Origin of the sequence: Shewanella sp. (genome assembly GCF_047975355.1) — a bacterium.
GTDB lineage: Bacteria > Pseudomonadota > Gammaproteobacteria > Enterobacterales > Shewanellaceae > Shewanella.
Map to the genome: position 1 here is coordinate 75474 of NZ_JBKEDJ010000045.1, position 19272 is coordinate 94745.

The following is a 19272-nucleotide window of genomic DNA, read 5'->3' on the forward strand; positions in this document are numbered from 1 at the left end:
TCTTTATTGCCCTAAGTGATGCAAGCAGCACATTTTTAGCAAGAGTATATCAGTAAATTTACGCTTGCTGGTCTATCCAATGTGCCACTGTGCGGTGGCACCATGCAGGTTCGTGCACAGTTACAACACGTTCGCTAAAAACTGACCTAAATGTTCAGTGACAAATTCGGCTTGTTCCAGACTGGAAATATGGCCAGCATTGGGAATGTGCACTAATTGACTGCCATCGATGGCATCACTCATCAGATAACTCTCAAGCACACTGCGGGCCTTGTCTTCGACCCCGACCATGACTAAACAGGGCAGAGTAAATTGCTCGGCAAACTCCATAGTATCGCGGCGGCCAAAAATAATTCGCCCAAGCTTAACTATGCTAGGGATGGTTTCTGGCGTTTGGGCTGCCAAGTAGGCTTCAAAACGTAGCACTAATTCGGGATTATTTTCTTTGGTATTATCGGCGAAAAACAGTGGCGAAATGGCGCTGATAAGTGGTGCAGGTATGCTGCCGGCTGCTTGGATCATGTCCAGCATGCCATAATATTTAGCGCGGGTGATCTCTGGCTCAAACCCAATAAAACTGTCGAGCATCACCAGTGCATTGACGCGCGAGGGTGCTTTAAGCACTAGCTCGGCGCCCCACATGGCGCCCACGGATAAACCGATCACCGCAAATTGCTCGATATCAAGGGCGTCCATCAGGGTCAGCATATGCTCGCTGATGTCTAAGAGACTGTTGCAGCTTTCTGGGACGGCGCCTGATTGGCCGTGTCCCCAAAGATCCGGCACGATGCAGCGATACTGTTTACTTAAGCGGGCAATTTGCGGCGCCCACATGGCGCTATCCCAGAGGTAACTGTGGCCGAATAACAGCGTTGGGCCTGAACCTATATCGAGGTAACTGAGTTGGCTACCGGCGATGTTGAGTTGTTTTCTGTATGAAGAAAAATCCATAAAACCTACTTTTTTAAGATGAGCGCCGAGTATAAGGCGCCATCAAGTTGTGTGAATTGCTAAACCTTAAGGCTTTGCAATTCGATGTACATATTCCGCCACAAGCACAGGTAAACGGGCGAGCACCGCTTCTTTTAGTAACATATCGCTCTGCTGGAGAACCTGCGCTAAGGCCTGCACCTCAAATTGGGGTAACAGGGTTTGAGACACAGGGAAATAGCTGATATGCCAAGGCTCGGCGCTGACGGCGCTTTTACCGCGCTGAAAGGGAAAATAAAACCCAAAGGTTTTGGCATGCTGGAGTAGCCATTGATGCAAGTGGGCGCAGGGGCCGCCGTCGGTGTATTCGGCTTCCACTAAACGCAGGGATTTTACCTCGATTTGCTTGGCATCAAACACATCGATATCAGTGCCCCAGTGATGGCGTGACGCGCCAGGCAGTGCCGACCAGAGCAAAATCAAATCGACTAATTCATCATCGCTCAGTGGACTGATATCCACGGGCTGTTCGTTGATATCCAGCACTGCACGCTTACCGCTGGCCTTGGCGTTCCAAATGGCGAGTTGCCGGTCAAAAGGGCGATAGGCCGAGCAAATCGCCAGCTTAATCCCATCTTTGGCGGCGCTGTCTGCCATCGCCTTAAAGGCGAGGGCGGTTTGAGCCTCCAGCATGAAGCGTGTTTCGCTCGGGTGATGGGGACTCAGCAGTTCGACTAATTGCAGTCTCTCCGCTGACTCTTGTGTTACATCAGCGGATAAGTCTGTATTTAAGCCCGTGTCTAAATCGCTTGCTATACCATTCTCTATTCCGCTCTCTATTCCACACTCTATTCCATAGAGCTGGGCAGTATTGGCTAAGCGTGGCGTGGCGTTTAACACAGTAATTGTTCCAAAATCACTTCGTAGCACAGGGCTAACTGCTCCAGATCATCGACCTTTACACATTCATTCACTTTATGGATAGTGGCGTTCACTGGGCCGAGTTCCAACACTTTGGCGCCCGTTGGCGCAATAAAGCGTCCATCTGAGGTGCCGCCCGTGGTTTGCGGATCGGTATCATAGCCAGTGACCTGACGAATCGCATGGCGAGTTGCGTCTAACAGTGGGCCTTCGCCGGTTAAAAAGGGCAGGCCGTTGAAGGTCCAGCTGATGTCATAATCCAGTTCGTGGGCGGTTAATAAGGCTTCTACGCGCTCGATTAATATCTCGGCGGTCACTTCGGTTGAATAACGGAAGTTAAACATCACCTCCAAGGCGCCTGGGATCACGTTCGATGCGCCCGTGCCGCCGTTAATATTGGCGATTTGCATGCTGGTGGGCGGGAAGAATTCGTTGCCATTATCCCAATGGGTTTGGCTTAACTCGGCTAAAAATGGCGCGGCTTTGTGGATTGGGTTATCTGCAAGGTGTGGATAGGCCACATGGCCCTGAATGCCCTTAACGGTTAAGTTGGCGGTGAGACTACCACGGCGACCATTTTTGACCACATCACCGAGTTTTAGGGTCGATGAGGGTTCGCCTACTAGCGCCCAAGTGATTTTTTCATTGCGAGCTTCTAGGGTGTCGATAACCCGTGTGGTGCCATTGATAAAGGGGCCTTCTTCATCACTGGTGATCAAAAACGCAATCGAGCCGGGATGATTGGGGTGCTTAGCCACAAAACGTTCGGTCGCAACGATCATCGCCGCCAACGAGCCTTTCATGTCGGCGGCGCCGCGACCATAGAGGTAACCGTCAATAATGGTTGGCTCAAAGGGAGGGGTATGCCAGCGGCTCAAATCGCCCGCGGGGACCACATCGGTATGGCCGGCAAAACAAAATACTGGGCCTTCATTACCGCGACGCGCCCACATATTGGTGGTGTCTTCAAAGACCATGGGCTCAATATTAAAGCCAATGGCGGCGAGGCGTTCGGCCATCAGGGTTTGGCAGCCTTCATCCAGCGGGGTGACCGAAGGGCGGGCGATTAACTCTTTAGTCAGTTCGGTAACTGGGTGGGTGTTCGAAGCGTGCGTCATAGGGAAAAGGCCTTCTTATATTCGGCTTCGTTAAAGCCCACCAGCACTTGTTCACCCACGGTGAGCACAGGACGCTTGATCAGCGTCGGGTGGGTGAGCATCAGTTGAATGGCTTTAGCTTGGTCGATATCCGCTTTATCGGCATCACTCAAGGCGCGAAAACTGGTACTGCGTTTATTAAAGACGGTTTCCCATCCTGCAATTTGACACCAATGCTGAAGATCCTTTTCTGCTAATCCATCTTCCCTAAAGTCATGGAAGTTGACCGAAAGTTGATGGGTTTCAATCCATTTACGTGCTTTACGCACTGTATCGCAATTTTTAATACCAAAAAGGGTCAAGATGATGCTCCTATCGCGGGGCGCCGTTGGCACGCATTGATTTTGCTCGCATTGTGGCATTGTGCGCTGGATGCCACAAGGGGGATATAAGGTTGTGTGGGCGGTAACTATTCAGAATACGGCTAGGAATAGCTGGGCAAACAGCGACGAAAGCTTAAGCGTCAGTTAAGTATTAGCTTCTAGTCTAAGTATTGAGCCTGTCTATTGAGCCTAAATCGACAAGGGGATCGCGATGAATATCAGTGCAAGCAGCCCAATGTTAGCGCATAGCTATGCCGCCAACCGTTTGTCTTCACCCTCTGTGTTACAAGCTCAGTTTGCACCTGCCAAAGTGGAAGAGGTGATTTAGACTGCCCAGGAGCGAACCCATGGGATGGGTAAAGGGGAATCGATTGATACCTATGCTTAAAAATGACATGAATAAAGAAAAGCCGAGCAGTTGCTCGGCTTTGTGTTTTAGGAAGCGATGCTAATCAAAGACATAAATCTGATTAGAAGCTCATCTCTACCGCTAAATAATATTCACGCCCAACAACGTTGTAGTAAGAACGTGGGTAGTGCGGCCAAGAGTTTTGGGTTTCGTCAATTTCAGGGCCTGCATCGAAGATATTATTAATCCCGCCAGAGAACTTAATCGCATCGGTTAACATATAGCTGGCGGCCCAGTTCACTTCGACATGGCTGTCGATAGTGACGGCATACTTGTCCGCTAAGCCATTGTTAATGAATGCCTCTTTACGCTGGCCATTCATGCTATCGGTGTACTTGATCAGCAGGTTGGTAGCGAAGTCATCGTAGTTCCAACCGAGATTTAAGTTACCACGGATTTGCGGGGCAGAGCCGTCACCATCGATCAGATCTAATGGCTCAGAATCCGGAGTTAGTTGCTCCTCCCATTTCAGCAGATAGGTGCCTTCTAAGCGTGCGCTTAAATCCCCAAGGCCTGAAGTTTCATAGCGATAGCCAACCGAGAAGTCGATCCCCGAGGTTTCTTGGGATGACATGTTGATGGCTTGAGTATTCACTTGAATTAACTTGCCGCTTGCATCGCGGAAAATCTTATCGGCGAAGGCGTCCGAGTGATCCAAGATATACTGGGCGCTTGGGCTATTGACTAGGTTGTCGATTTCAACAATCCAGTAGTCCAAGGTTAAATTGAGATCGTTATAATCCCAGACGATGCCAAGGTTATAGTTTTTACCGGTTTCCGCTTCAAGCTCAGGGTTTGCACCGATAGTAATTGGCAGTGAGTCAATCTTTTCACAAGCAGGGCCCGTACCACCTGCGGCTTCACAGGTTGGGGTGTCGATCACTGTGCTATAGGCTGCCGTTGGCTCACCAAATAAGCGCTGCATATCAGGCGCACGGAAGGTTTCGGCGTACAGACCGCGTAATAACAGATTATCAATTGGGCGATATTCTACCGCCACCTGTGGGCTAAATTGACCGCCGACATCGGATAAATCGTCATAGTAGTCGTAACGACCCGCAAGGGTGACTGTGAGGTTTTCGATCACAGGCACAGCGACTTCGGCATAACCTGCGTATTGCTCACGTTCACCCTGGGCGCTGCTACCGCCTTTGCCAATTACGCCACCATTACTGGTGAAACTATCGGACTTGTCGTAGAACCATTCTTTACCGTATTCGACACCCACAGCATAAGCTACTGTGCCTGCTGGTAATTCAAAGGCTTCGCCACTGATCCCCGCGTTAAGGTTCGACAGGGTGGATTGCCCCTTCTTGCCGCCTTGGAAATCCAGCATTGCGGCATCTTCCGCCGAGATCACATCCAGCAGCGAATTGCCGTTTGTGCCTGCGGTAAGGTAGTTCCACATGCTTTGGTAGGTTGGGGAGCCCTTAGTGGTGGAGTCTACCGTTTGGCGGGCAATCGACCATGAGGTGTCGTACTCGATAGTATCGGTGAGGTAACCTTTGCTGCCTAATAAGAAGGAGAAATTGTTGGTCTCAAAATCAGAGGTCCGCGGACCTAACTCAGACATACGGCGAGTGTAGTAATAATCACCATCGGCCGCTCCTGCAAAATCTCCGCCGAAGGCGGTATTTTTATCGAAGACTTGCGATAATCCATTTTGTTCATCAAGGATGGTGACGTTATTGCCAGACACGTTGAACATAAAGTCTTCGCCGACCGTTGCCGATTCAATCTCAGTGTAGGTCGAGGCGTGAGTGTAATCGAGGCGCGAGTATAGCTGATGATCGTCATTTAAATCTTTGGTGAGATTGATCATGGTAGAGTAGCGTTTCTGCTCAGGAGAGAAGTCACGCTGCGCTGAGCGATCATACCCACACTTACCATTGGCCATCATCACATAGCCGCGTGCATCACATTCTGCAGCGCTTAAGCTCTTGAGTAATTTGCCATTGCTATCCACAAGGTTGGCGCCATAGGAGCTGTAACCAGCATAGTAGTTACCAGGGACAATATCGGTTCCCCATTCTGGGCGGTCTGACGCTTTTAACGCTTGGCGATCTTCATATTCGGCGAAGAAGGTCAGGTTCGCTTTATCACTGCTGACACCCGTCATAAACGAGAATTGGTTATTCTGCAGGCCACCGTCGAAGGTATCTGAGTGACGGTATTTGAAGGTGCTTTGTTCAACGTCTTTTTTCAAGATGATGTTGATAACACCGCCCATCGCATCTGAGCCGTAAATTGCCGAGGCGCCTGTGGTTAAGATTTCAATACGCTCAATGGCTCCTAACGGAATATTAGCTGTATCGACAAAACTGTCGGTGCCGCCAGCGCCAAAGGGATATTTAGGCACACGTTTACCGTTGATCAGCGTCAGCACACGTCCGGCGCCCACACCACGCAGGTTGACGGCAGACGCCGCCGGGGTAAAACCGTGGACTTCCTGCTGCGTCATCGAGCCGCCTGAGTTTTGCGACAGGTTGCCTAATACATCTTGCACTGAGTTAAAGCCACCTTTTTCGATGTCCGCGGCGCTGACCACCACGATAGGGGAGGCATTCTCAAGATCGGTACGTTTAATGCGTGAACCCGTTACCTCGATACGCTCAACTTTATCATCGACAACAGCCGTTTCATCGGCGGCAAAAACCAACGGCGATAAGGATGTTGATACTAAAGCGAGTAAACTAAAACGAACCGCGCGTGCCACGGTTGTTTGCGTAGTCATATTTTCATTCCCTTTGTTATGCCGTGATGATCAGGAAGGTTTTCATCATGGCTTATATTTATTTGCAACTGCCCTCCATAGCCGGAAAATTATCATTAACAATTTTAATATCAACCGCTTAATTGTTGTTTAATGGCTGCAGTGGTGTTGCATTTGTAATATTTAAAAGGCTAATTAAGCGCAATTAAAAATAAAGAGTGGCGGTACGGCGTGCGAAATTGGCAGGTTGTATCTTAATGTAACTCAACATTGTCTTTACAATATCAGTTTTATAAATGAATGTTCGGGATTAAGCGGTTTTAAATAATGTGATCTATCTCAAGCTAGTATTGCAGCAGTAAATTTAAAAGGTCTTATTAAGTGTTTAAAAATGCACCTTAATTTAGGCTTAAAAATACAATTTAACATTTTAATTTTGCCAAAATGGTCAAATTTCTAAATTTCAAAACTCTCAGTTTTAAAATATTCGAATTTATCCATAAATCTGAAACACCCTGTCACGAATAAAGATAATTTGTATTTGACGATGTTGGGATAGTGTCTAAAAAAAATCGGTTTATACTTAAGCTGCTTAATTAATATCTAATTAATTAGCTATGCTTAAAAAGGCTGCTTTATTGCAAACGCTGCATCTTGATTTAGCTAGGAGCAAAAGGTCGATAAATCTGTTTGCTATCATGTATAGTGAGAACCATTACTGGGATAAAAACCGAGGTCAGCGGATCGGCGCGAGAGGGTATCGCTGATGGCTGGCAGATAGAACGAGGTGAATGTGAGAATTAATGATCTTAGGCTTTTTTTGTTGGTCGTTGAGCTAGGTAGCTTTGCCGCCGCAGCTAATTCGATTGGGATCCCAAGGGCTTCCGTCAGCCGGCGTATCGGTGAGTTAGAGGATGATCTAGGGACTAAACTGTTTACACGTACTACGCGTCAATTATCACTGACACCTACAGGCGAAAACTATCACCAACAGTTACTGGAAATTATTCCAAGGCTCGAATCACTCAATGAGTCGGTCAAAAATCAACGCAATATGCCAACAGGAACCGTTAAGTTGGGATTGGTTGGAGAGGCGGATGTGGTCACGCATAATCTATTACAGGATTTTTTAAATAACTATCCCTTAATTACGATAGAAACCCATGTCAGTAATCTGGGTTATCACGATATTTTAAATTATGGATTGGATGCCTGTATTCATATTGGCCATATTAAAGATAATTCTTTTGTGGCTCGTCCTCTAATGCGGATGTGTCGAAAGTTATACGCAAGCCCTGATTATATTGCTACCCATGGTATGCCAAAAACCTTAGAGGATCTTAATCAGCACGTACTCATGCTTCATCGTATGCAAAATGGAGAGTTAGAAGACCATTGGAAATTCAACTTAGGCGAATATCGAGTGAAAAGTCGGCTTATTTCCAACAGCAGTCATTACATTCGCCATGCCATATTAAAGGGGGCCGGGATCAGTTTATTATCCGAATTAAGTGTGAGTGAACATTTGCAATTAGGTAATCTGGTTGAAGTTTTACCCGAATATGAGGTTTATGTTGATGATGCCTGGTTGGTCTATCCTAGCCGCAAAGGCATGACCCATGCGGCTCGGTTGCTGATCGATAGCTTAATTCAAGAGGCGAGTAAGACACCTGATGTCACATTGTCACAAAATTCGTGACATTGATGTGCCTTTTTTGAGTATTGTCCACTAAATTCATCTCCTTTACTCTGTGCCACCTTAGTCGTAACTGGAAATTGTGGTGAACAGAGTGAAACCAATCAAAATCGGAACGGGTTTGTGTTGTGCAGGCATTGCATTAGTACTTGCTGGCTGTGGTAGCAGTGAAGACCAAACCCTTACAATCTCAAAGCGTCCGTTAGTGCAGGTGATGGAATTACCATCACCAGTCACGGATAAAGGTTATAAGTTTAGCGGTGTGTTGGAGTCGGAAAATCGTGCGGATTTATCCTTCCGAGTCCAAGGCGTACTTGCAGAATTACTGGCCGAAGAAGGGACTGAGGTTGCTAAAGGACAAGTGATTGCCAGACTCGATCCCCATGATTTTCAAGTCAGTGTTCTGGAGCTGACGGCTAAGTTAGATGAGGCGAAAACCGCCCATCAATTGGCAAAAATTGAGCTGCAAAGGGTCAAAAGTGCGATTAATGATCGTGCGATTGCCAGCGTGAAGTTAGACCGCGCTGTTGCCGCCGAAGCGCGTGCTAAAGCCGGAGTCGAATTAGTCAGCCAGTCTCTGAAAAAAGCCCAGGATGCCCTGCACTATACAGAACTGACTGCGCCCTATGCTGGCGTAGTGGGTAAAACCTTTGTGGATCAACATGAGCAAGTGAATGTTGGCACAAAAATCCTCACGATTCACCGCCCTGAATTACTCAATGCGGTTGTTGATGTCCCCGAGAGTCAGATCTGGAACCTTAAGCTTGGCTCTGAAGGGCAAGTGACTTGGTTTAAAGGCACTGAAGCCGTGCCCGCTGTTGTGGCTAAAATCGCGTCAGTACCCGATCGCTTAAAGCGCACCTATGAAGTGACTTTCAACCTCGCGCACGCGCCAAAACAGTTAGTTGCGGGTAAGGCGGTGAGTGTGGATGTGGCCCTGCCTTATGCCAGCAATAAGCCGATTTATTGTATTCCCGCCCTGGCGGTCGCGAGCCGCGATAGCCAACTTTATGTGAACCGCGTCATTGCCGAGCATGTGAGTGCTACCCCCGTCGAATCGGTGAGCCAGACCGACGACTCCTTATGTGTGACCGGCGGCATAACCTCCGGTGAGCAGATAGTCATTGCGGGCGGCGCTTTTGTGGAAGAAGGCCAAGCCGTCACCATTTTGGATGGGGCGTCAGTTAAATCATGAGTCTTTCAACCTTTGCGCTAAGGCAAAAAACGTTCATTATTTTCTTCACTGTGTTGTCGATCATCGCGGGGATTTATTCCTACTTTGATTTGGGCAAGTTGGAAGATCCGTCTTTTACCGTAAAAAGTGCGGTGATTGTGACCCTCTATCCCGGCGCCAATGCTAAGGAAGTGGAGCAGTTAGTCACAGATAAAATTGAAACTAAGCTCGAGGAGATGGAATCCCTCTGGAAACTACGTTCACTATCCCGTCCGGGTAGTTCGATGATCTTTGTCGATCTCAAGGAGAAAGTGAACTCAGAGGCATTGCCACAACAGTGGGATTTGATGCGCCGTAAAGTGGAAGACGTCAAATTAGAGCTACCAGTGCAGGCGCAGATCAGCATAGTTCAAGATGAATTCTCTGAAGTCTACGGCATGTTGTTTGCGGTATATGGCGACAATATGGAAATGGCTGAGCTGAAGGACCATGCGCGGGAATTACAACGCCGCATTAAGGCTGTCGATGGGGTGAAAAAAGTCCAACTGCACGGCATTAACGAGCAAGTGGTCAATATCCGCATTTCTGAGGAACGTTTGGCTGAAGCCAACCTCACCATGCTACAGTTGGTTGAGCAATTGCATAGCCAGAATATGCCTATCGTGGCGGGGGATTTCGATCTCGGCATCGAAAACCTGCGCGTGGAGCAGGGTGATACCTTTAAAAGTATCGATGATATTCGTAATCTCAGCATTCAAACGGGCTTAAATGGGCTGCAATCGGCGGTGATCCGCTTAGGGGATATTGCCGATGTGACTATGGAATATCAAGATCCTGCCTCAACTCTCAGCCGCTATAACGGCCAACAGGCGATTACTTTAGCCGTCAGCCCTGTGAATGGCATAAACGTGGTAAGCATCGGTGATACCTTGAAGAGTGTATTGACCGATTATCAAGCCAAGTTGCCGGATGGTGCGGGCATAGGGGTGATTGCCTATCAACCGGAGGAAGTACAAAAGTCAGTTAACAACTTTATTGTTAACTTGATTGAGAGTGTGGTGATTGTGGTTGTAGTGCTGCTGATCTTTATGGGATGGCGCAGCGCCACGATTGTGGGGGTGAGTTTGCTGCTCACTATTCTGTTCACCTTGATTTATATGAATCTAACCAGCGTAGATCTGCAGCGGGTCTCCCTCGGCTCCTTTGTGTTGGCGCTAGGGATGCTGGTGGATAATGCCATTGTGATCGTCGACTTGTTCCAAGCCAAGATCAAGCAGGGCATAGAGCGCACTCAGGCGGTCATCGACAGCATTAAAGAAATGGCTATGCCACTTCTTGGCGCTACTGTGATAGCTGCGATGGGTACGGCGCCAGTGCTGTTATCACAAACTGACTCGGCGGAGTTTTCACTCTCTATTGTGCAGGTGTTGTGTAGCTCGCTACTGCTCTCATGGATTATCGCCATGGTCGTTACACCGCTCATGTGTTGGTACTTTTTGGGGAAAACCAGCGAAACCGATGCTGAAAATGCGAAACCGCCTTCTCGCTACGTTCTGATGTATCAACAAGCGGTGGAGTGGGTCGTGGAAAACCCGAAGAAGACTATTCTCTTTACCGTACCTTTACTGCTGGGCACCTTACTGGTCGCACCGTTATTGAAAGTGAACTTTATGCCGTCGTCCGATCGCGCCATCGTGTTCCTCGATTATTGGCTGCCCAATGGCGGGCGTATCGAACAAACATCGACGGATATGCGCAAGATCGAGCAATGGTTATTGGCGAGACCGGAGGTGGCAAGTATCTCTAGTTATGTGGGCGAGAGTGCGCCGCGTTTCTCGGTCACTGTCGAGCCGGAGCCTTTGGATTCGAGCTACGGCCAAATCCTAGTCAATATGCGCAATTTTGAAGATATCGAAAACTTAATCCAGCAGGGCGATGCCTGGTTAGCCAAGGAGTTTCCTTATGCAGAGCCAAGATTTAGGGAGCTAAAGCTGGCGACTAAGGATAAATATTCGATTGAAGCGCGTTTTATTGGTCCGGATCCCGAGGTGCTGCATAGCTTAGCCGATCAGGCCAAGGACATCATGCGCCAACATCCGAACTTAAAGTACGTTCGTGATGACTGGCGTCAAGAGAGCAAAGTCATGACGCCACAGGTGGATATGCATGCCGCCCGTTTAGCAGGTGTGACGCGCACCGATATTGCCAATGCCATCAATCGTGTTACTGAAGGCACCAATGTTGGCACTATGCGACACGGTGACGATTTGATCCCGATTAAATTACGTAGCGCCGATGCCTCTTTGGAACATTTTGAAAATATTCCCGTGCGCTCATTACTCGGCACACACAGCGTGCCTATGGGGCAAGTGGTTGAGAGTATCGAGATCCAAGGTGAAGAAAGCATGGTATGGCGTCGCAACCGCTTACCTGCGATCACGGCTCAAGCGGGCGTGAGTGGCGATACTGCATCGAACGTGCGCCAGAGTATTGCGGCCGATATCGAGGCCATTGCACTGCCGGAAGGCTATCGGATGGAATGGGGTGGTGAATACTACGATGAGCAGCGCTCGATTGACGACTTGATGCAGCAAAACCCTAAGGCCACGCTGTTGATGGTGATTATTTTGGTGGCGATGTTTAACGCATTCCGTCAACCAATGATCATTATGATTACTCTGCCATTGGCGGCGATAGGCATAGTCTGGAGCTTATTGTTACTGGACAAACCCTTCGGCTTTATGGCGATTGTCGGCATGATCTGTTTGTCGGGAATGATCATCAAAAATGGCATTGTATTAATGGATCAGATTGAGCTCGAACGACGTAATGGTCGCAGAATTGCCGAGGCGATTAAGGCGGCGACGCTCAACCGCACCATGGCGATTTCGATGGCGGCCCTGACTACGGCGCTTGGGATGATCCCTTTGTTGACTGACAGACTGTTTGACCAAATGGCCGCGACCATTATTGGCGGTTTGACCGCAGCATCCGTGCTGTCCTTATTTGTGATGCCTGCCTTGTATCGACTCTTTTATCGTCGGGATGAGCGTGAGGAAGATGCATTACTTGACGCACAAACGGACAACACACATTCGGTTATTAGCAGTGCCAAAGAGGTCTGATCATGAACAAACATCTATTAGTGGCCTTTACGGCAATGAGTTTGCTAGGGGGATGTAGTCTGTCTCCGGACTATGCACCGCCAAAGCTGAAAGTCAGTGAGTTGTATTTAAATGCGGCGACTGAGGGTGTAAGCCAAAAAGCATTGGCTTACCAAGCCTGGTGGCATCAGTTCAACGACCCTCAGCTCAATGCGCTGGTGGCAAAGGCGCAGCAACAAAATATTAGTCTGCAAATCGCCAGTGAGCGTGTACGTGCCGCACGGGCCTATCAAGCGGCGGTTTCATCGTTAAAAGTGCCTACTATTTCGGTGGGCGCGGGTTACCTCGATATGCGCATCAGTGAAAACGATCCGCTGATGGGGAGTGCGGTTGGGGGAATAGGCCTGCCCGATAGTTTAGGTGGCGGTAACCTTAAGTTGATGAATCGCGATCCGAACAGTACGACAGTGGGCGCGACTATTGCTTGGGAAGCCGATTTGTTTGGCCGGATTGCGAGTTTAAGTCAGGCTGCTGAAATCCGTGCCGAACAGGCACAATTGTATCGCGCTAATCTGACTACCCTAATGACTGCTGAGGTCATCGATAACTACCTGCAATACCGTGGTACGCAGGAGCGCATTGCGATCGCAAGGCAAAACATCGCCGAGCAAGCTGAAGTGTTGGCCTTGGTGGAATCATTGGAGCGTAATGGTTATGGCTCTCCACTGGATGTCGCCAATGCCAAGGCGGCACTTGCCGCCAGCGAGGCCATGTTACCCATGTTAAGTTCCGCCGAGCAGGCGCACTTGCATCGATTAGCGATTTTATTGGGGGAAAGTCTTACCGATACATCAGGGCGCCTAAGCGCGGCTGCTTTGCCCGCGATGAAGCAACTCATCCCAACGGGCGTTCCTTCAGAGTTACTGACACGCCGCTTAGATATTGCGATTGCAGAGCGTGAGATGGCCGCTAAAAACCAAGAGCTTGGCGCAGCGATTGCGGCTAAGTATCCGAGCTTCTTCTTGACGGGAGCACCAGGATTATCGGCCGATCATATCGGCGATCTTTTCTCATCGGATTCCCTTACCTGGGGTCTAGGTGCGGGCGTGAGTTGGAATGTCTTCGATGGCGGTCGTACACAAGCCATGGTGGAGATACAGGAAGCGGGCTTTAAGACCGCAGCGCTTAGCTATCAGCAGGCGGTAAATAATGCCATCAATGAAGTCGAAACCGTGCTAAAGCATTATGGCAATAACCAGCAATATCATCGCTTTATTGCTGAAGCTGAGATGCAGTCTGAGGTTGCAGTGCAAAAAGCGACGTCGCTTTATCGCGCCGGGTTAGAAAATCACTTGAGCGTACTAAATGCGCAAAATGTGAAAAACAATATGCAGGATGCGGAGGTGTTAGCCCGTCTACAAACGGCATCGAGTGTGGTATCGCTCTACAAGGCCTTAGGTGGCGATTGGACACTGGCAAACGATATGGATTAAGGGTGCATGAGGATGTTCCTGCAGTTGGGAGATCTCCCCACTGCAGGAACGCTTTATCAGCATTTCGGTTAGTTAGTCGCTGAAAATATTCTTTAATCTGAGCCAGTGTTTTAGGAGTTGTCGTGTCAAAGTGTCGTTCTTCCCCCCAGCATGAGGGGGTTTTACAGGCCTGTGAGGAATGTGGTTTAGTCACGCCTTATATAGAGCCCAAACCCGGCTATCGCGCCCATTGTCCAAGATGTCAACATAGTTTGCAGTCCGCATTAACCACACCGTTTCAGCCTATTTGGGCCTATGGGATCGCTACCCTAATGATGTTGGGCCTGAGTCTGGGGTTCCCTTTCTTATCATTCAGTGTGCAGGGCTTATCCCAAGAGGCGAGTTTGTGGTCGGCGCTGATCAGCATGCATTATGCCAGCAATAGCCTGTTGGCCATGCTTATCTTGTTGTGTGTGATGATATTGCCATTAATTTATATCAGTTTTTCAATGTTTATTTATTGGCAAGCCTACTTAGTGCAGCAAGGAAAAACGATTGAGCTTAAGTGGCTCAAACCTTGGAGCAAGCGGGTATTTCAATTTGAGTCTTGGCTGATGGCAGATGTGTTCCTCGTGGGGATATTAGTCGCCATGGTGAAAATTCTGTCGCTGGCAGAAGTCGGCTTTGGCCCGTCGTTTTGGGCTTTTTGTGTGTATACCTTGTTATTAGTGAAGTTTGTCAGCCTAGTCGATAGCTCGTGGGTATGGGATAAATTAACCCCCAGAGAGGTGACACCTTATGTGAGGGTGGGTGAGTCGCACTTACAACATAATCATTCAGTGTGTCCTATCTGCGGCCAGTTAAATGCCATCGATGCTTCGGAATGTTGCCGCTGCTCAGGGCCTGTACATAAATACTTACCCGCAACCAGTATGCAGGCCGCATGGGCCTTTTTGCTCGCGGCGGCCGTGTTTTATATTCCGGCAAATTTCTATCCGATTATGTACACCACTAGCGTGGGGCAAACAGAGGCTTCAACGATTATCAGCGGCGTTGTGCTGTTATGGCACTTGGGATCTTATCCTGTGGCCTCGATTATCTTCTTTGCCAGCATCGTAATCCCGACAGCCAAAATAGCCTCTTTGGCTTACTTATTCCGCCAAGCAGGAAAATCTAATTCACCAGAGCAAACCATTAAAAATCAACAGCTTTACCGAGTGACGGAATTCATCGGTCGTTGGTCGATGATTGATATTTTTGTGGTGGCCTTATTGACAGCATTGGTGCAACTCAATGAATTAATGGCGATTAAACCTGGCCCAGCCGCGCTGTCCTTTGCCATGGTCGTGATCTTAACCATGCTGTCAGCCATAACCTTTGATTCTCGAGTGTTGTGGCGACAATCCTTCAGCACAAATCGATAGATACTACCCATTTAAAATGAGTAATAACATGATAAATAATGAAAATATCCGAGCTAAAGAGTCTAAAGTTCGGCAACTTTCCCCCGTATGGATGATCCCTCTCATCGCGGCCATGATTGGCTGCTGGATGTTATATAGCTATTTCAGCCAATTGGGTACCGAAATCCAACTGCATTTAAAGACCGCCGAGGGCATTGAAGTCGGTAAAACCTTTATAAAGTCCCGTAATGTGAATGTTGGGGTGATTGAAAGCATTAAATTAAGTGATGACTACAGCGCCATTGTGGCGACGGCGCGGATCTCAAACGATGCCAAGCGCATGTTAAAGCAAGATGCACGTTTATGGGTGGTGAAACCGCGGATCGGCATGGAAGGTGTTTCGGGGTTAGATACCTTGCTCTCGGGCGCTTATATCGAATTAGAGCCGGGTAAATCTGGCGCGCCCCAGTATGAATTTACCGTGCTGGATAATCCACCTGTGGCTTCGGCCGACGAGGAGGGGATTCGGATCACCCTGAGTAGCCCGCAAGCAGGTAAGCTAAGTGTGGGCGATCCTGTGCTCTATGAAGGTTTTCGAGTGGGCCGAGTAGAAACCCTAGGATTTAACACCGAGCGTCGCGAAGCGTTCTACCAGTTGTTCATCAATAAACCCTACGATGAGCTCGTTCGTGATAACAGCCAGTTTTGGCTGACCTCTGGCATCAATATGCAGCTCTCGGCCAAAGGGTTAAATCTACAGGTGGGATCGCTAGAAACCTTGCTCTCAGGCGGTGTGAGCTTCCGTTTGCCCGAAGGGCGTCTCGCGGGAGCCAAAATCACTGAGGAAGGCAGTGAATTTAGGTTGTATGACTCACAGGAACTTGCGAGCCAAAGCGTGTACGACAAGTACTTGGAGTTCGTGATGTTATTCGATGAGTCTATTCGTGGATTACACGACGGTGCAAGTGTGGAGTTCCGTGGTATCACTATAGGCGAAGTGGTGAAATCACCGCTCACGCTACAACAACTCGATCCCCATTTTGGCCGCTTTAGCAATGGTACTATTCCCGTATTGGTCAAAATCGAATTAGCACGGGTATTTGAGCATGCTGAACAGGTAGGGCTGGATAATTTACGCGCTGAAATCGAGCGTGAGTTGCACTCGGGTCTGCGTGCGAGCCTAAAAACGGGCAATTTACTCACGGGTGCCTTGTTTATCGATCTGGATTTATATGCAGATGCTAAGCCTTATCAAACCACTGATTTTATGGGCTATCCGGTGTTCCCGACGCAGCGCGCAGGTGTGGCTGAGATCCAAAAACAAGTTGGACAGCTTATTAGCAAGCTTAATAACTTACCGCTGGAAAAAACCTTCACTGAGGTGAATACCACGTTACAGAACACCGCCAGTGCACTAGCGCAATGGGATAAGGTTGGCGCCAGCTTAGACCAAGTGTTGCAACAACAAGAAACGAAGTCACTGCCCGCAGAAATGCAGGAAACCTTGAAAGCCGTAAGTTTGACGGCGAAGGGATATGGGCCAGAGTCGAGTGTTTATGCTGAGCTTCAGGCCAGTCTGCAGCAACTGCAAACCTTGATGAAGGAATTAGCGCCTTTGTCGCGCCAGCTAAATCAAAAGCCAAACTCACTTATTTTAGGGGCTGATCTGCCCGCAGATCCAATCCCAGTAAAAGGTAACTAATATGCGTATTTTAGTGTTATTTATTGCATTTTTGATGACGGGCTGTAGCAGTCAGCCCGCGCCTAAAACCTATTTTATCGCCCTGCAACATGCTGCTGGTTCAGCTACAAGTACCGGCGTTATAGGTCCCAGTGAGTCGTGCTCGTTAAGCGTTAATCAGGTGAGCATGGCTGACTATCTCAATAGCAATGGCTTGGTATATCAAACGTCGCCGCAGGAGCTCGTTGTGGCACGCCAGCATTTATGGGCCGGCTCTCTAGCCGAGCAAATTCAATTTCGGCTTAACAATTTGCTGAGCCAGTCATGTACTTTACCTACTAGCTGGACTTTGCCAGCTAACAGTCCCGCTAAACCCGTCCAACTCGCCCTCACAGTGACGGAGTTTTATGGCAGCTATATAGGCGATGCAGTGATTGGTGGCCAGTGGCGCCTTTTGGATGGTATGCAACAAGTGTTGCTTGAGCAGCCATTCCAATATCGGATCCCCTTAACCGAAGAAGGTTATCCCGCATTGGTCAACAGTATGGATAAAGGGCTGATACAGCTTGCTGGCGATATCCGTTTAATGGCGGCGCCGCATATGCAATCTCAACTATCGTCAGCTCAATAGGCAAAAATATTGCGTTGGCAGTAAGTAAGCGCCTTGAATATAGGCGTTGAAAGCTGCGCATAAATAAGTTTGCAGATATTTCTTGGCTTGCTTCACTTTCAGGGGACTAAGGCGAAGTACTGCCAAGGCGACATTTAGCTGAGCTTAGGCTTGCTGAGTCTAAGCAAGGGTTGCTTAATGTCGCCTTCATCTTAAGGTTTGTCGTTGGAAAAGCATGTTAATGCTTCTGGGGGAGAGTTAACTAATCCATCCTAGTAAGTGCCACCAAAGATAGTCCAATGGAATCAACACCAATAGCGTGATTAGCGTCAAGGGTAAGGTGATCTTCAATAGATTAGTGAGTGACTCCTGAGATAGTTGCATCGCCAAAATCAGCGGCGGCGCTTGATAGGGGAAAATCACCGTCGAAAAGCCGATCACTTGGGTCATCAATACCGCAGGGAGAGAAAACCCTGTCGCATTCGCCAAGTCGGCAGCCATTGGGGTTAATACCGTGGGCACGCCAGGCACGGTTGCCACTAATCCAGTTAAGGTCGATATCAGTGATAAGGACATAAAGTTGAGGAAAGAGGCATCTTGTGACAAGGGAAGGTATTGACTGAATACTTGGCCGAGTTCGCTGCCAAGCCCTGATTGATTGACTAAGACGCCTAGTCCGAGTGCGGCGGCAACAAAGATAACCGTTGAAAAATCAACCGATTGATTAAAACGCTTTGGCTCAATAATGCCCCATTTCGGCAGCAAAAGGATGATGGCGGTCGTTAGCCCCACCCATGCAGGATTGATCCCATGCCATGAGTCTGTTATCCAAAATAACAGGGTGATGATGAGTAACACCCCGAGTTTAATTTGCTTGACCACATCATACGCCTCGATATCCGTCGCTGTCGCCATCTGGGTTTTATCAATCTTGGCCGGAAACAAATACACCACGAGCGCCACTATTATGGCCGATTTGAGCAGACCCAAAATCGGAAAGTGCAGAAACAGATATTCAGCATAGCCAAAATGCACGTTAAACAGATTTTCGCTCGCACCTGCCAAAATCATGTTGGGAATATTAGCGGGCAGCACCGCAAGGCTGGGCATATTACAGGCGAGTGCTAGGGCGGTGGCTATGCCTATTCGGCCATTGCTGCCACGGCTAAACCCGATCTGCTCGGCCAAGGCCATGCCGATGGGCAGCATCACAACCGCGCGCCCAACGGAGGATGGCATCACAAATCCCAGTAACATCGCGCTGATGACCAGTCCTGCAATCATGCGCGGATAACTCATGGTTAACGCGGGGGCGATAAGGGCGGCGAGCCGGCGACTTAATCCCGACTCTGAAATGGCGCTGCCAATCACAAAGCCGGAGATGATTAACCACACCGCCGCCGAACCGAATCCCGAGAACAACACACTGGGATCAATCAGCTTGAAAATGGTGGCCAAGGCAAAAAAGATCAGCCCCGCCATAAAGGGCGGAATAAAACCTGTGCTCCAAAATAGCAGGGTGATGAGTACGACAGATGCGCTGTAGGAAAAAAGTGCTGGGTGCTGCTCGAATGGAAACATGGCCAACAAAACGGCGACGAGCATGGCGCTAAAGATCAACCATTTTTTAATACTTAACTTACCCATAGGGGATCACCTTAATATTGCGGGCTTTGATA

General features: G+C 48.7%; 13 protein-coding genes. 7 read left to right on the forward strand and 6 right to left on the reverse strand.

The window, feature by feature from the left end; all coding sequences use genetic code 11:
* Window positions 1-120 precede the first annotated feature (120 nt).
* The 5 genes from ACK5NH_RS13505 to ACK5NH_RS13525 form a co-directional block, all read right to left on the reverse strand.
* Window positions 121-951, reverse strand: a complete 831-nt coding sequence (locus tag ACK5NH_RS13505) for an alpha/beta fold hydrolase (RefSeq protein WP_416920843.1) — start codon at window positions 949-951, stop codon at window positions 121-123.
* A gap of 66 nt (window positions 952-1017) precedes the next feature.
* A complete protein-coding gene (locus ACK5NH_RS13510) occupies window positions 1018-1830 on the reverse strand; it encodes a M15 family metallopeptidase (protein WP_416920845.1) in 813 nt (270 codons plus the stop codon).
* On the reverse strand, window positions 1824-2969 hold the full coding sequence (gene dapE / locus ACK5NH_RS13515) for a succinyl-diaminopimelate desuccinylase (RefSeq protein ID WP_416920847.1): 1146 nt from the start codon (window positions 2967-2969) through the stop codon (window positions 1824-1826). The genes ACK5NH_RS13510 and dapE overlap by 7 nt, the downstream gene beginning before the upstream one ends.
* The gene (locus ACK5NH_RS13520) at window positions 2966-3370 is read right to left on the reverse strand and encodes an ArsC family reductase (protein ID WP_416920849.1); all 405 of its coding nucleotides are present in this window, start codon (window positions 3368-3370) and stop codon (window positions 2966-2968) included. The genes dapE and ACK5NH_RS13520 overlap by 4 nt, the downstream gene beginning before the upstream one ends.
* A 431-nt stretch (window positions 3371-3801) precedes the next feature.
* A complete protein-coding gene (locus tag ACK5NH_RS13525) occupies window positions 3802-6474 on the reverse strand; it encodes a TonB-dependent receptor plug domain-containing protein (RefSeq protein WP_416920851.1) in 2673 nt (890 codons plus the stop codon).
* Between the two features lie 772 nt (window positions 6475-7246).
* Between ACK5NH_RS13525 and ACK5NH_RS13530 the strand changes: the two genes are divergently transcribed.
* The 7 genes from ACK5NH_RS13530 (at window position 7247) to ACK5NH_RS13560 (ending at window position 17614) form a co-directional block, all read left to right on the forward strand.
* Window positions 7247-8152 carry a LysR family transcriptional regulator gene (locus ACK5NH_RS13530; protein ID WP_416920853.1) on the forward strand — a complete coding sequence of 302 codons (906 nt, stop codon included), beginning with the start codon at window positions 7247-7249 and terminating at the stop codon, window positions 8150-8152.
* Between the two features lie 91 nt (window positions 8153-8243).
* Complete coding sequence (locus ACK5NH_RS13535; RefSeq protein ID WP_416920855.1) at window positions 8244-9344, forward strand: efflux RND transporter periplasmic adaptor subunit; 1101 nt, start codon at window positions 8244-8246, stop codon at window positions 9342-9344.
* Entirely contained in the window at window positions 9341-12448 is a 3108-nt protein-coding gene (locus ACK5NH_RS13540) for an efflux RND transporter permease subunit (protein ID WP_416920857.1), read from the forward strand. The genes ACK5NH_RS13535 and ACK5NH_RS13540 overlap by 4 nt, the downstream gene beginning before the upstream one ends.
* Before the next feature lie 2 nt (window positions 12449-12450).
* Window positions 12451-13920, forward strand: coding sequence for an efflux transporter outer membrane subunit (locus ACK5NH_RS13545; protein WP_416920859.1), 1470 nt, complete (start codon window positions 12451-12453; stop codon window positions 13918-13920).
* 122 nt (window positions 13921-14042) lie between these two features.
* Window positions 14043-15323, forward strand: coding sequence for a PqiA/YebS family transporter subunit (locus tag ACK5NH_RS13550; RefSeq protein WP_416920861.1), 1281 nt, complete (start codon window positions 14043-14045; stop codon window positions 15321-15323).
* Window positions 15324-15351: 28 nt separating this feature from the next.
* On the forward strand, window positions 15352-17004 hold the full coding sequence (gene pqiB / locus ACK5NH_RS13555; RefSeq protein ID WP_416920863.1) for an intermembrane transport protein PqiB: 1653 nt from the start codon (window positions 15352-15354) through the stop codon (window positions 17002-17004).
* 1 nt (window position 17005) lies between these two features.
* On the forward strand, window positions 17006-17614 hold the full coding sequence (locus ACK5NH_RS13560) for a PqiC family protein (protein ID WP_416920865.1): 609 nt from the start codon (window positions 17006-17008) through the stop codon (window positions 17612-17614).
* 237 nt (window positions 17615-17851) lie between these two features.
* Here ACK5NH_RS13560 and ACK5NH_RS13565 read toward each other — a convergent pair whose 3' ends face one another.
* Entirely contained in the window at window positions 17852-19240 is a 1389-nt protein-coding gene (locus tag ACK5NH_RS13565; RefSeq protein WP_416920867.1) for an SLC13 family permease, read from the reverse strand.
* Window positions 19241-19272: the final 32 nt, after the last annotated feature.